The 14,437-nt window shown below is 59.6% G+C and carries 12 protein-coding genes; 9 read left to right on the top strand and 3 right to left on the bottom strand.

Going from position 1 to position 14,437, the window contains the following annotated elements; translation table 11 throughout:
* Positions 1 to 240: 240 nt before the first annotated feature.
* Positions 241 to 501 carry an accessory factor UbiK family protein gene (locus tag JNB88_RS16995; protein ID WP_220356464.1) on the bottom strand — a complete coding sequence of 87 codons (261 nt, stop codon included), beginning with the start codon at positions 499 to 501 and terminating at the stop codon, positions 241 to 243.
* 277 nt (positions 502 to 778) lie between these two features.
* Between JNB88_RS16995 and lgt the strand changes: the two genes are divergently transcribed.
* From lgt to JNB88_RS34400, 7 genes are all read left to right on the top strand, one after another.
* On the top strand, positions 779 to 1,660 hold the full coding sequence (gene lgt / locus JNB88_RS16990; RefSeq protein WP_220356463.1) for a prolipoprotein diacylglyceryl transferase: 882 nt from the start codon (positions 779 to 781) through the stop codon (positions 1,658 to 1,660).
* A gap of 25 nt (positions 1,661 to 1,685) precedes the next feature.
* Entirely contained in the window at positions 1,686 to 2,786 is a 1,101-nt protein-coding gene (locus JNB88_RS16985) for a class I SAM-dependent methyltransferase (protein WP_220356462.1), read from the top strand.
* Between the two features lie 97 nt (positions 2,787 to 2,883).
* On the top strand, positions 2,884 to 3,678 hold the full coding sequence (pgeF, locus tag JNB88_RS16980) for a peptidoglycan editing factor PgeF (RefSeq protein ID WP_220356461.1): 795 nt from the start codon (positions 2,884 to 2,886) through the stop codon (positions 3,676 to 3,678).
* 5 nt (positions 3,679 to 3,683) lie between these two features.
* Positions 3,684 to 4,835, top strand: coding sequence for a M24 family metallopeptidase (locus JNB88_RS16975; protein WP_220356460.1), 1,152 nt, complete (start codon positions 3,684 to 3,686; stop codon positions 4,833 to 4,835).
* 118 nt (positions 4,836 to 4,953) lie between these two features.
* Positions 4,954 to 5,781, top strand: a complete 828-nt coding sequence (locus tag JNB88_RS16970; RefSeq protein WP_220356459.1) for a hypothetical protein — start codon at positions 4,954 to 4,956, stop codon at positions 5,779 to 5,781.
* 106 nt (positions 5,782 to 5,887) lie between these two features.
* Positions 5,888 to 6,820, top strand: coding sequence for a ribose-phosphate pyrophosphokinase (locus JNB88_RS16965; RefSeq protein ID WP_220356458.1), 933 nt, complete (start codon positions 5,888 to 5,890; stop codon positions 6,818 to 6,820).
* 47 nt (positions 6,821 to 6,867) lie between these two features.
* Entirely contained in the window at positions 6,868 to 7,212 is a 345-nt protein-coding gene (locus JNB88_RS34400) for a Kazal-type serine protease inhibitor family protein (RefSeq protein ID WP_338111003.1), read from the top strand.
* A gap of 96 nt (positions 7,213 to 7,308) precedes the next feature.
* On the opposite strand, the gene JNB88_RS16955 is transcribed toward JNB88_RS34400, so the two are convergent.
* Both JNB88_RS16955 and JNB88_RS16950 read right to left on the bottom strand, forming a co-directional pair.
* Positions 7,309 to 8,763, bottom strand: a complete 1,455-nt coding sequence (locus JNB88_RS16955; RefSeq protein ID WP_220356457.1) for a hypothetical protein — start codon at positions 8,761 to 8,763, stop codon at positions 7,309 to 7,311.
* Between the two features lie 81 nt (positions 8,764 to 8,844).
* Complete coding sequence (locus tag JNB88_RS16950; protein WP_220356456.1) at positions 8,845 to 10,929, bottom strand: putative bifunctional diguanylate cyclase/phosphodiesterase; 2,085 nt, start codon at positions 10,927 to 10,929, stop codon at positions 8,845 to 8,847.
* A 333-nt stretch (positions 10,930 to 11,262) separates the two neighbouring features.
* Between JNB88_RS16950 and JNB88_RS16945 the strand changes: the two genes are divergently transcribed.
* Together JNB88_RS16945 and JNB88_RS16940 are read left to right on the top strand one after the other, a co-directional pair.
* Entirely contained in the window at positions 11,263 to 11,877 is a 615-nt protein-coding gene (locus JNB88_RS16945) for a 50S ribosomal protein L25/general stress protein Ctc (RefSeq protein ID WP_037132748.1), read from the top strand.
* 185 nt (positions 11,878 to 12,062) lie between these two features.
* A complete protein-coding gene (locus JNB88_RS16940; RefSeq protein WP_220356455.1) occupies positions 12,063 to 14,423 on the top strand; it encodes an EAL domain-containing protein in 2,361 nt (786 codons plus the stop codon).
* Positions 14,424 to 14,437: the final 14 nt, after the last annotated feature.

Below are 14,437 nucleotides of genomic sequence, written 5' to 3'. Positions count from 1 at the left end.
TCGAATCATCATTTAAAATCAGTGTATAACGGGCTCGGCGACACGCTAGCCCCTCACGGCCGTTTTAGGGAACGGCACTGTGGAAAGCTTTTCGGATTTGGATTCAGAAGGAGGGTTTAAATGACTCTGCCCATTGATCTTTTTGGCAGTGTCCACAGGTGGATAACGACACCCGGTTTTTAAAGCGCGACCGCGGTGTGTCTCTTAAAGGTCACACCACAGCCTGTGTCACAACGGGAATTACTTGCCCTTGGCTGCAAGCTTGGCTTCGAGGGCCTCGATGCGGGCCAGAAGAGCATCGTTTTCATCGCGCGCCTTGATCGCCATTTCGCGCACGACCTCGAACTCTTCGCGCTTGACGATATCGAGCGAATTCAGCCAGCGCTCCGCTTGCGCATTAAAGGCCGTCTCTATTTCCTTGCGCACGCCCTGGGCGGCACCGGCCGCATCCGTCATCAGCTTGGCGAACTCGTCCATGATGCGGTTTGCTCCAGTCGTCATGGCGGCTTTCTCCCTTTGCAACATACAACTTGGGCCTTTTGGCCCCCCAAGAGTGAGGTAGGGCTTCGCCACCGAGGATGCAAGCGGTTTGCTCTGGATAAGCCAGCCAGTGCCTACCCATCGTGAACAATCGACTTGACCGCCTTTGATCGCAGCGCCATCTTCCGCCCACATCGAGCTTGGCGCGCCTTCAGAAAGACGCAAAGGACGCCTTCAACTGAACCGCGTCAGACGCCCGTTTCCATACCTCGGGCTTGCGCCACCGAATGGGAAAACCTTGCCGACAGTAGCCAATCTCCTGGCGATCATGCCGTTCCCCGAGATCGACCCGATCGCCTTTTCGCTCGGCCCACTCTCAATTCACTGGTACGGACTTGCCTATGTCGCCGGCATCATGCTCGGCTGGTACTATGCGCGTCAGATCGCCGGAAACAGCAAGCTGTGGCCAGGCGACGTTTCGCCGATCACCAAGGTCCAACTCGACGATTTCATCATCTGGGTCGCGCTCGGCATCGTTCTCGGCGGGCGTATCGGCTACATCCTCTTTTACGACATGCCCGCGATTATCGAGAACCCGATCCGGGCCATCCAGATATGGAACGGCGGCATGTCCTTCCATGGCGGGCTGGCTGGCACGACCATTGCGATGATCATCTTCGCGCGTCGCAACGGGATCCCGATCTGGAACCTGTTCGACATCGTCTCGGCGGTCGTCCCGATCGGCCTGTTCTGCGGCCGCGTAGCCAATTTCATCAATGGTGAGCTTTGGGGCCGCCTGACGGATGCGCCGTGGGGCATGGTTTTCTGCAACCAGTACATCGAGAAGACCAATGGCTACTGCCCCGGCGGTGACTTTGTTCGTCACCCGAGCCAGCTCTACGAGGCCGGCCTGGAAGGTATCGTACTCCTCCTGGTGCTCGCCGTGCTGATCTACGGTTTCCGCGCTCTGAAGACACCCGGCTTCATTACCGGCGTTTTTGTCTGCGGCTATGCGCTTTCTCGCATTTTCGTCGAATTCTTCCGCGAACCGGATGCCCAGCTCGGCTATTTGCTCGGCACCGGTTGGCTCACCATGGGCATGGTGCTTTCTACGCCGATGGTGCTGCTGGGAATCTGGGCCATGCTTCGAGCCCGCCGTCAGGCTGCCATGCAGCACTGACCGCAGCTGGACAGGAGGGGGATCCATGAGCACCGCGCTCGGTGAGAAGATCAAGGCTATCATTCAGGCCAACGGCCCGATCAGTGTCACGGACTTTTTCTCGTTGTGCCTCGCCGATCCGGAACACGGGTACTACAAAACCCGCGAGCCTTTCGGGAGCTCGGGCGACTTCGTGACGGCGCCTGAGGTGAGCCAGCTCTTCGGCGAAATGATCGGCGTCTTCGTCGTACACGCTTGGCAGCGGCACGGAACGCCCACAGGCGTTCGCCTCGTCGAGGTCGGCCCCGGCCGCGGCACCATGATGTCGGATATGCTCCGCGTCATTGCCCGCATCGCGCCGCCCCTTTTTGACGACATGACAGTGCATCTGGTGGAAACCAGCGGACGCTTGCGCGACATCCAGCAGGAAACGCTTGTCGCATATGGCGCCAAGGTGAGCTGGCATCAGGGTTTTGATGAGGTGCCGCTGGGCTTTTCTCTCGTTGCGGCCAACGAGTTGTTCGATGCTATTCCGATCCGCCAGTTCGTAAGGACGGCAGCGGGCTTCCGAGAGCGCATGGTCGGTCTCGATGCCAACGGTGAACTGGCCTTCGGCGCCGGTGTCGCGGGAATCGACGCAAGCCTTCTCCCCTGGCCGGAAGAGGATGTGCTCAAGGGAACGATATTTGAAATCTCGCCTGCCCGTCAGTCGGTGATGCTCGCGATCTGCGAGCGGCTGAAGGAGCATGGCGGGACAGCTGTCGCGATCGATTACGGGCACGTTGTCACCAGCTACGGCGATACCCTGCAAGCCGTACGGATGCACGAGTATGACCCTCCGCTAGCCCATCCGGGCGAGGCTGACCTTACAAGCCACGTCGATTTTCAGGCGCTGATGCAGGCAGCACTCTCCGCCGGCGTTCATGTAAACGGCTTGCTACACCAGGGCGACTTTCTCGTTGGACTCGGCATCCTCGATCGCGCTGCTGCGCTTGGCCGGGACCGGGAAGCTCACACGCGGCAGATTATCCAGACGGCAGTCGACAGGCTGGCCGGCGAAGGTGAAGGACGCATGGGCGAACTCTTCAAGGTCCTTGCAGTATCGCACCCCACCGTGGACTTGATGCCGTTCCGTTCAGTGGATTGACAGCACGAGCGCCGCTGAGCCAACATCCGCCACAACCGGAAGGGCTTCACCGTTCGCAAATGGCGCACAAGCAGTTCTAGCAATCTCGGAAGTTTTAATGACACATCAAGCATCTCCGGCACCGATCCAAAGCGCCCTGCTGAAAGAAGCAACCGGAGACGCCATTCTCCATGGCTATTTCACCCGCCAAGGTGGCGTTTCAGATGGCATTTATCGCGGCCTGAACGTCGGTCTCGGCTCGAACGATGAGCGTGAGAAGGTTCAGGAAAACCGTCGGCGCGTGGCGCGCTGGTTTGAGTTGCCCGTCGAGCGTCTCGCGACCGTGCACCAGGTCCACTCCCCAGATGTGGTCATTGTCGACAATGATTACGACGGTTCCCGTCCATCAGCGGATGCGATCGTGACTGCAACGCCGGGTATCGCGCTCGGAGTGCTGGCGGCCGATTGCGGACCAATCCTCTTCGCCGATCCGGAGAATGGGGTGATAGGAGCCGCTCATGCAGGATGGAAAGGCGCGCTTTTCGGCGTATTGGAAAATACGATCGACGCGATGACTCGGTTGGGCGCAAAGCGGGAGGCAATCGTCGCCTGCCTCGGGCCTTCTATCAGCCAGACGAGCTACGAGGTCGGCCCGGAATTCGTGGACCGCTTTGTCACGCAGGATTCATCTTACGAGCGTTACTTCATTGCATCCGGAAAGCCGGGCCACGCCATGTTCGACCTCCCTGCCCTGACCATCGATCGGCTTCGCGCCGCGGGTGTGCGGGCGGAAAGCCTGGGGCTCTGCACCTACCCGGACGCTGAGCGTTTCTTCTCGTATCGCCGGACCACACATAACAAGGAGCCGGACTACGGCCGGCAGATTTCCGCCATCGCAATCAGGGAGATTTGAGCGGCATGGCCCTGCACTTTGACAGACCCGAGTTCGCCGTCCGCCTCGCCCGCCTGACCGACAGGATGCGCGAAGAAAAGCTGGATGCCCTGCTGCTCTTTGCACAGGAAAGCATGTACTGGCTGACCGGATACGACACCTTCGGCTACTGCTTCTTCCAGACGCTCGTCGTCAAGGCCGACGGGACGATGGCGCTGATCACGCGCTCCGCCGACTTGCGACAGGCGAAGCACACCTCGATCCTGGAGAACGTCCAGGTCTGGGTCGACCGGGTGAATGCCGACCCGACACTCGACCTCAGGAACCTGCTGGTCGACATGGATCTGCTCGGTGCGCGGATCGGCGTCGAATACGATACCCACGGAATGACCGGCCGGGTTGCCCGAATGCTCGATGCCCAGTTGACTTCCTTCGGCCAGATCGTCGACGCATCCTATCTCGTCAGCCGCCTGAGGCTGATCAAGAGCCCTGCCGAAGTGAATTATGTCGAACGCGCTGCAGTGTTGGCCGACGATGCGCTGGATGCGGCCTTGGCGCTGACCAAGGCTGGTGCTGATGAAGCAGACATTCTGGCCGCGATGCAGGGCGCAGTCTTTGCCGGTGGAGGCGACTACCCCGCCAACGAGTTCATCATCGGCTCTGCCGAGGATGCCCTGCTCTGCCGCTACAAGGCTGGCCGCCGCAAGCTCGACCCGAATGATCAACTCACTCTCGAATGGGCGGGCGCCTACGCGCACTACCATGCGGCAATGATGCGGACCATCGTCATCGGCGAGCCGAGCTATCGTCACCGAGAACTCTATAACGCCTGCTTTGAGACGATCCAGGCGATCGAAACGGTCCTGAAGCCGGGCAACAGCTTCGGTGACGTCTTCGATATGCACGCCAAGATCATGGACGAGCGCGGCCTCTCTCGCCATCGCCTGAACGCCTGCGGCTACTCGCTGGGCGCACGTTTCTCACCGTCTTGGATGGAGCATCAGATGTTCCACGTCGGCAATCCGCAGCCGATCGAACCAAACATGTCACTCTTCGTGCACATGATCATCATGGATTCCGACACTGGAACGGCGATGACCCTCGGGCAGACCTATCTGACGACCGAAGAGGCGCCCCGCGCCCTCTCGCGCCACTCGCTGGATATCATCAACGTCTAGGTGGCCCAACTTCCTGGTCTGGTGTGAACCATTGCAGGCAACAATCCGGAATTGACACAAGCCAGCCTCGGCCTTCATAAAGTGCACGGGGCCGGCACTGGGAAGGATATAACGAGGGATGACGCGAGTTGCGACTGCGCCGATGCTCCTTGCCTGCTTTGCCCTATCCGCCTGCAACACCACCGACGCCCTGGTCCCACTGGTGGATATCGGCGACACCTCCTCGGGAATCCGTTCATCGCCAGTGACGCAGGGCGAGGTAGAGCGCATGGCAGGATCGCCGCCGCGCCAGCAGGCTTTCGCCTCGGAACCGCGGTCGAACGGATATCACCCTGCTTACAATCAGACCGCCTACCGCCAAGGCTCGGGTGCGCCCCCCACCACGATGGAAGCCCAGGCCATGGCGTTGGAAAACAACACGCATTCGCCCGCGGCCTCCGCTCCGATAAAGGCCGCAGCACTGCCTGAGCCGGTGTCCAACGCACAGGCGGAGGAAGAAGATATGGTGGAAACACCCCCGCGTGAGCCGGCGCGTCAGCAAACCCAGACGGCAATGCTGAGCCCCAGTGCATCGTCACAAGGGACGACCGTCCGCTTCCTGCCGATCATCGGCGCACCAGTTCAGGCAGTGACCCCGCTTTCGCGCCAACTCGGAACCGAGGCGCGCTCGCACGGGCTGTCGATCAGGAGTTCGAACGACAGCTCGAGCGCCTATATTCTGAAGGGGTATCTCTCCGCCTTCTCCGACAGCGGCAAGGTGACAGTGGTTTACGTCTGGGACGTTCTCGATGGCGGAGGCGCACGCCTGCATCGCATCCAGGGACAGGAAAGCGTACCCTCGGAAGCACAGGACCCCTGGGCAGCCGTGCCCCCCTCCGTTATGCAGCAAATCGCCTCGAAAACCATCACCGAGTTCTCCTCATGGCGGGTGGCTCGTGGTGGGTAAGCCACAAGGTTTTTAGAAATATCAGTCGAGATGATGCCTTAGCCCTTGCATTCAGGAGCAAGCTGGCTAAAAAGCGCGGCTATCAGCAGGTAATAGGCGGACCAAGATGAAGGTTTTCGCAGGCAATTCGAACCGGCATCTCGCCGAAGCGATCTGCAGCTATCTCAACGTGCCCTTGGGCAAAGCCAGCGTCAGAAGATTTGCCGACCAGGAGATCTTCGTCGAAATTCAGGAAAACGTCCGTGGCGAGGACGTGTTTGTCGTTCAGTCGACATCCTTCCCGACGAACGATCACCTCATGGAACTGCTTATCATGATCGATGCGATGCGCCGTTCCTCCGCGCGCCGTATCACCGCCGTTCTTCCCTATTTCGGTTACGCCCGTCAGGATCGCCGTGCCTCGGGACGTACGCCGATCTCGGCCAAGCTGGTTGCGAACCTGATTACGGAAGCCGGCGCCGATCGCGTGCTGACGCTCGATTTGCACGCCGGCCAGATTCAGGGCTTCTTCGATATCCCGACGGATAACCTCTATGCCATCCCGGTTCTGACCCGCGACATCAAGGCCAACTATGACATGAGCAACGTCATGGTTGTTTCGCCTGATGTCGGCGGCGTCGTTCGCGCACGCGCGCTCGCCAAACGTCTCGACTGTCTGCTGGCGATCGTGGACAAGCGCCGCGACCGCCCGGGTGAATCCGAAGTCATGAACATCATCGGCGAAGTTGAAGGCAAGGACTGCCTGCTGATCGATGACATCGTCGATTCTGGCGGCACGCTCTGCAATGCCGCCGATGCCCTTCTTGCCCAGGGCGCTGCAAGCGTCACCGCCTATATCACCCACGGCGTTCTCTCTGGCGGCGCGGTTACTCGCATCACCTCTTCGAAGCTGCGCGAGCTTGTCATCACCGACTCGATCCAGCCGACGACCGCCGTCCAGTCGGCCCACAACATCCGTGTCGTGAGCACGGCAAGCCTGATCGGCGAGGCGATCAACCGGACGAGCCAGGAAGAGTCGGTTTCAAGCCTGTTTGACTGAGCTGTCACCGATTCTCGGCGAACGCTGACGTTTGAACTTCCCCGCAAATGCAACTTGCGCTAGGATTTGGACAGAAATCCATCCTTGGGGGAAGAGTTATGACGCTCGCCGGATTCCTGTTGCCGCGAAAATTCGCCCTGCTTGCTCTCATCCCGCTTCTTTCGGGCTGCGCGGTTGACGTCGGGCCAAGTTATTCGCGTCCGTCGACGCCCCCTCCCCGCCCGCCGGCCGAACCGCAAATATGCACGATGGAATATGCTCCGGTCTGTGGCCAGCGTGGGCCAACTGTCCGGACGTTTTCCAATGCATGCCAGGCGCGTGCAGCCAACTTCACGGTCATCAATCGCGGCCAGTGCCGCCGGCAGCCTGGCATAACAGTGCGACCTGCGTAACCGCGCAGCATCTGGGCACATGTATCGGTGGATCTGCGAGCCGCGCAGGCTCGCAAGCTCTGACCTTTCCGGACACTCGCGAAGCCGAGGCCTGCCTCAATCCGCGGCCTTGATGACCTGGCCATTGATCGTGACTGAGCCGTTGCGCGCAACGCTGATCTCCCAGCGCTGACGTCCGTCGGGATCGGTCTTTGCAAAGCCTTTGGCCATCATCAGGCCGAACGATACCTGATTAAGGTCCGCGTTTGTCTTCGCAAGCTCCTGCACAGCGGCGATGGTCTTGTCGAGGTCACGCGCCAGAATGGTCGCATCCATGGAGTACTCCTTGGAGGTATCGACTCGTCCGCGAACCTTCCCTGAGATCTCGGCATCATAAACACTCGAGACCGCACTAATCTTCGGGAAGTCCACAACAAGTTCGCCGCCCTTGAAGAGGCGTTCCACCGCCTTCTGGCCGCTTTCTTCGGACGATGCCCCGGCTGTGAAATCAGCCTTCAAAAACTCATCCCCGAACGCGTTAAAATCCATGTCGGCAATAGCGAACTGCAATTTCAGCTCCTGCGGGACAAAAGCCGCATAGGCAGAAGGCACGATCGGACTTGAAAGGCTGATCTGCTGTGCCGTCATGCCAACCCCGAAACGCATCGCATCGCTCGGACCATCGAGTGCAACTTCATAGGTGATGTTCTTTGCGCCGCCATTCCCAACAGCGCTCGACACAGTGAGATTGTCGAAACCGATCGTTTCGCTCAAGCTGGTCAGAAGCGGAAACGCATCGCGCAGCATCGCCTTCAGCCTGTCGCTGCTTGCCCGGTCAAGCTCTTTGTCGTCGGCATGCTCCACCGCGAACATGATGATGTCGCGAACCTTGTTGGCTGGCAGACCGTTCACTGCAGCGGCGAAATCCATCGAGTCGGCGCGAACGTCGACCGCAGGCTTGTCGCCGCTTTGGATCGTCTCCACGAAGCCCGAGGCGGTCCCGCTGGCGGCGAAATTGGTTGTGCCGGCAACCATGCCGTCCGACGACGTCAGCTTGTAGGCCATGCCGTCAAAGCTGGCGCGGAGTTCTTCGGTTTCCGTCTTCGACGAAAAGCTGACGGCCTTGGCGGAAAAGTCGCCCGAGCGAAGATAGCTGATCGCCGGATCGAAGATACCATTGAAAACAAGGGTATCAATCACGTAGGTGAAGCTCGTCTTCGGCTGTCCGGCCGCCTCGAAATGTCCGGAAACATCCAGAGAATTGGTTCCTTCGACACCCCACAGCCCGCCATCCTTCGGCGTCGCAAACACTGACCAGGGTGTCAGTCCGTTGACGACAAACGTGGCCGGATCGATTTTCTTCAGCAGCTTGGCAAAGTCATAGATGATCTCGTAGCGTGTCCCTGCAGGGTTCACGGTGACGAAACCATCCCTCGCCGCCTCCTTTGGAACCAGCTTGGTCAGGCTTTCTTCCAGGGCCTTGGCCCCGGCCTGATTGATATCGGCGGCGTAGACCGCAGGCGCCAAGGCAAGTGCAATCGTGCTCGTTGCTGCAATGAGGTTGAGCCGCATCCCTGAATTCCTCTGCCACAAAAATTTGCAGCATGTGAAGATGCCGGGCGACGGATGTCAAGCCGCTTGCAAACGTGGCAATCAGGCGGCTGCGTCGGTCTCGACCGCGGCAGTAGAACTGTCGCTTGCTGCGCCCGAGTCTGAGCCGCCGGCATTGACGAACGCCTCGATGTCGAGGCGTGGCATAGGCTTTCCAAAGAGGAAGCCCTGCACCTGGAGGCAACCTTCACGGCGCAGGAAATCGACATGCTCTTCCCGCTCGACACCCTCGGCCAGAACGGGAATATCGAGACTCTGGGCGAGGATGAGCGTCGAACGAACGATCGCGGCCGACTGCTTGTTGGTGACAACGCCGTCGACAAAAGCACGATCGATCTTGATCTTGTCGAACGGGAAGCTCTGCAGAGTCGACAGCGAGGAGTATCCCGTACCGTAGTCATCCATAGCAACCCTGACGCCAAGCGCCTTGAGCCTCCGAATAGCACCAAGGGCATGGCCGTGGTCGGCAATGATGCCGGACTCGGTAATTTCGAGTTCGAGCCGCGATGCCGCCAGGCCCGTCTCGACCAGAATCTGATGGACGGTTTGCGGCAGACGGCTATCGGCGAGCTGTTGGGCAGCAACGTTGACGGCGATGCTCAAGGGATTCTTCCAACCGGCAGCTTCCGCGCAAGCGCTGCGCAGCACCCATTCACCGAGTTCCATGATGAACCCTGTCTTCTCGGCAATCGGGATGAATTCCGAGGGCGCGATGTAGCCGCGCGACGGATGCTTCCAGCGCAGCAGCACTTCGAAGCCCAACACCTCGCGCGTAAGAGTATCGTTCTGCTGCTGGTAAAACAGTTCGAACTCGTCCCTCTTCAGTCCCTCGCGCATCTCGATCGCGAGCGCGTTTCGTTCGCGTGCCGCCTCGTCCATCGAGGGATCGTAGAAGCATATGCTGCTTCCCGCTGTCGTTTTGGCGCGGTACATGGCGACGTCGGCCTGCGACAGCAGGTCATCAACCGTGGATGCCCGGTCAGGAAAACTCGAAATACCGATGCTTGATCCAACACTGAGCGACTGGCCACTCCAGTCGACCGGTCGCTCGATCTCGTCGAGAAGGCGTTGAGCCACTGCCTTGGCATCCGACCGGCCTGCTTGATCGCGCATAACCACAACGAATTCGTCGCCACCGACGCGCGCCGCGAACTGTCCATCCTGAACGACCTTCGCCAGCCGCTCGCCGATCGCGCGCAGCACCGCGTCGCCAGCCGCATGACCGTGCACATCGTTGATTTCCTTGAAACGATCGAGATCGAAGCACAGAACGGCGATGCGACTGCCCATGTCGACAATCTTGGTCGCTGCAGCCAGATGCTCATTCAGAGCAGAGCGGTTCGCCAGATTGGTCAAGGGATCATGAAGCGAAAGATGCCGATAGCGAGCAACGGCTGCTTCCGTCGATTGCATGTCGATGATGTACGTTGAAGCGCCGAGCAAAAGGATGATGATCATCACCGCGCCGACGAGGCTTGTCATGACGCCGACGGAAAGAATCTCGTGGGGAACCGCCACGGTCGCATCCGGCACGATCGTCATGCCAGCCATGCCGAGGAAATGCGTCGTGACGATCGCCAGGATCAGCGGCAAGGCCGCACCAACAGGACTGAACCTCGTCATCGGTCGCGCTATCCGGCTCGTCATCAGCGCGCCGAAACCGCCTGCCGCGACCAGCGAGCAGATGACATAGGCGCTGCTCCACTGCACATCACCAGCGACCTTGTAGCCGGCAATGCCGACATAGTGCATGGCGGCCACGCCGAGTCCGACGATTGCTCCGCCGGCCTCGACGAGCGCGTCCTGGCTGCGAATAGAGGCCACCGTAAAGCCGATCATCGTCGAAGCGATGCCGATGAAAAGCGACAGCAGCGTGAGATCCGGCTCATAGCCGCTGATTGTCGGCGCCTGGAAGCCCAGCATCGCAATGAAATGCGTCGTCCAGATCGTTGCTCCACCGACGAACCCTGATAGGAACAGCCAGTTGAATTTCTGCAGCCCGTGCGTACGCCGGACCCGGGAAAAGAGACGCACTGTAAGCAGCGAACCAAGCAGGCAAATGACGGTTGCAAAGATCAGATGTGGCCAGCTATGTTCGGCGGCAATACAGGTAAGGAGACGAGGCATCGGACGGACCAGGTTGCGTTTTGGTCTTCATAGCCGCGCGAACATTCTGTATTCCTTAATCTCGCGGGAAATCCGGCCATATAGTTAAGCTTTTGCGATCTCCTTCAACTTCCGGAGTCGCTTGCTCGCGTCACTCGCCATGTGCTTGTCCGGAAGTGCGGCCGCTGCCGATGGCAGCACCAGCTTGCCTTTCCGTTGCATCTATACTATAGCGCACGCGTCCGCGCAGACACCCTTGGAGGCAACGCGGATGAGGATGGGGTAACCCGCCTCCAGTTCCGCGGCAAGCACAGGCTCCGCGGGGCTCTCCAAATAACCTCGGAAGGAAAAGTCATGAGCCACGAAAGCTACGAGCTCAAGGCCGAGGCGCGCGAACGGGTTGGTAAGGGGTCCGCCCGTGAACTTCGCCGCAACGGTTTGATTCCCGCTGTCATCTATGGTGACAAGCAGGCCCCCATTTCTATCGCTCTCAACACCAATGAGGTGACGAAGCGCATTCATGCCGGTGGTTTCATGACCACGATCGCGACGATCGAAGTCGACGGCAAGAAGTACAAGGTTCTGCCGAAGGACTACCAGCTGGATCCCGTCCGTGACTTCACCATGCACGTGGACTTCCTGCGCGTTTCCGGCAACACCCAGGTTACCGTTGAAATCCCGGTTCACTTCATCAACGAAGAAAAGTCCCAGGGCCTCAAGGCTGGCGGCGTTCTGAACATCGTTCGTCATGAAATCGAAGTTCATTGCCCGGCCGACGCAATCCCGGAATTCTTCAACGTTGACCTCAACGGCAAGAAGATCGGCGACAGCATTCACATTTCCGACCTGACCCTCCCGAAGGGTGTAGCGCCGGTTATCGCTGACCGCGACTTCACGATCGCAACGATCATCGCCCCGGCTGGCGGCGTTGACGAGACGGTTGCAGAAGAAGGCGAAGCAGAAGCCTGATCGCTTCCATAATTTGTAAAGCATAGGGCCCGCTTTCTCCCGAAAGCGGGCCCTTTTCATTGTCCGCAAGGAGCCTGTTTCAGCAACATTTAATACATTTCATGAAACCATGCCGGTACGTTTTTGGAAGACCCACGGGCGTAGAAAACCGTGGATGCAAAGTGCGGCTGGGAGCAAACGGAACAATGAAAAATTCCGTTGAAAATCGTTTTTTGGCAATCATTTGCGGAGCCTTGCTGCTCTTCGTCGCTCCATTGTTCGTTCTTTTCCTGTTTCTTTCTTCCGAGCGCGCCGACAAGGAAATACGTGACCATATCTCGGTTCTTCTTGTCGCCAACTCTCAGGCGCTCGCAAAGCCGCTGTGGGATCTTGACGCCGATAGCGTCACCCAGATCAGCGCGACCGTCGTTTCGCAGGGCGCGATCGTCAAGGTTCAGGTCCGCGATCAGTCCGGCGAGCTTGATGTCACGCAGTCGACCATACCGAAGTCGTTCAGCGGCAACCTCGTACAGGTCTCGCGCGCGATCATTTACAACACCATCGACGGCCCAAAGAATCTCGGCACCATTTCGGTCTTCTATCCGGCGCTCGGTCTGTTTTCCGGTCTGAAGCATGAAGAAGTCGTCTTCATGTCCATCTTCATCTTTGCCGTGCTGGCGGTCTTCAGTGCCGCATTGATCGGCAATCGCATCTTTGTCATCCGGCCGCTGATGCGCCTGACCGCGGCGGTCGAGGCGACACGTCAGCTCGGCTCGCGGCATCGCGTCAACTGGCAGTCGAACGATGAAATGGGAAGACTGGCACGCGGCTTCAACGAAATGCAATCGAAACTCGAAAGCGAGGAGCGCGAACTGAAGCTTGCGCATCGCCGCGCCATCGACATCTACGACCTTACGCCGGCAATGCTGTTTTCGCTCGATGAGGATGACCGTATCACCGCCGTCAGCGACTACTGGCTGGTCGGCACCGGCTACGAACGTCTGCGCGTCGTCGGTTGCCGGTTCGCAGAACTCGTAACGTCAGATACCCGCGAAGCCTTCCTCAACCGCAAGTGCGACCCTGACGGCGGTAGCGCGGTCGACGTGACCGTCAAGTTCGTTCGTGCCGACGGCAGCATCATGGATGTGCTGATCCTGGAGTCGACAGCGGCTGCAGCGGGTCATGATCGCCTCTCGCTCTCGGTCATGACCGACGTCACGGAGTTGAAAGCAACCGAAGCTCGCATCCATCAACAGGCAATCAGCGACCATCTGACCGGCCTACTGAACCGTCAGGGTTTCGAATCCGTGCTCGACGCAAAGATCCAGGAAGCGGACGTCTCCAGCCAGGAGCTCGCCTGCCTGTTCGTCGATCTCGACCGCTTCAAATGGATCAACGACAACCTGGGGCACGCAGAAGGCGACAGGGCGCTGCGGTTGTTCGTCGAGCGGCTGAAGACCCATCTGGCACCTTCGGATCAGGCTGCTCGCCTCGGCGGCGACGAGTTCGCGATTCTGCTGCCAGCAAAGGATGCCGCTCGCCGGGCGGCGGCAATGGCAGAGCAGATCGCTTCCATCTTCGTTGAGCCGTTCGGCCCGGATCTTTACCTGAGCGCCAGCGTCGGCATCGCGATCTATCCTCGCCACGCCACCAACGCCGCGGAGCTTCTGCAGAAATCCGACATGGCCATGTACGCGAAGAAGCGCGACGGCAAGAACGGCGCGCAACTCTTCGACACCAGCATGCTCGACCACGCCCGAGGACGCGCCGAAATCGAGAGCTATATTGAAGCTGGTCTCGCCGATGATTGGTTCGATGCCTTCCTCCAGCCGATCGTCAACCTCAACGGTCGCGGCGTTGCTGGTTTCGAGGCCCTGATGCGCCTCAACCATCCGCAGAAGGGCTTGATTGCGCCGACGGAGATCATCAACGTTGCGGAGGAAACCTCCAAGATCGTCCGCGTTGGCAACGTCATCATGGAAAAGGCGATCTCCCATCTGGCAGCGATCTCCCGCCTGCCCGGCATGCAGGACAGCTACCTCGCCATCAACTTCTCCCCCCTCCAGTTCGAAGCCGCCCTCCCCGCCCGGCTCGCCGCCCTGCTTGGTCGCCATGGCATCCGCCCGGAGCGCATCGTTGTCGAAATCACCGAAGCCGTGCTGATGCACGACAACCCGCAGATTCGTGCCGTTGTCACCGAGATGCGGCGTTTCGGCTGCCGGATCGCCCTCGACGACTTCGGCACGGGTTATTCGTCGCTGAGCTACCTCAATCGCTTCCCCGTCGACATCATCAAGATCGACCAATCCTTCACCCAGTCGATCAACGATGCGAATGCCGACGTCCGCCACAAGAGCCGCACGCTGGTGGAGAGCATTACCACGCTCTCCCACAAGATGGGCTGCACGGTCATTGCCGAAGGCATCGAGACCGAGGACGAATGCCAGACGCTGCACGACATGGGCCTCGACTTCGGACAGGGATACCTGTTCCATCGCCCCCAGCACGCTGCTGCCCTGATCGAGCGCTTGTCCGCGGCCGGACAGCCCATAGCACGGGCTTCGTGAACAAAGGGAAGAGG

The sequence above is a fragment of the Rhizobium cauense genome, from assembly GCF_019511525.1.
Lineage (GTDB): Bacteria > Pseudomonadota > Alphaproteobacteria > Rhizobiales > Rhizobiaceae > Rhizobium > Rhizobium cauense.
This window is presented reverse-complemented; position numbering and strand designations above follow the sequence as displayed.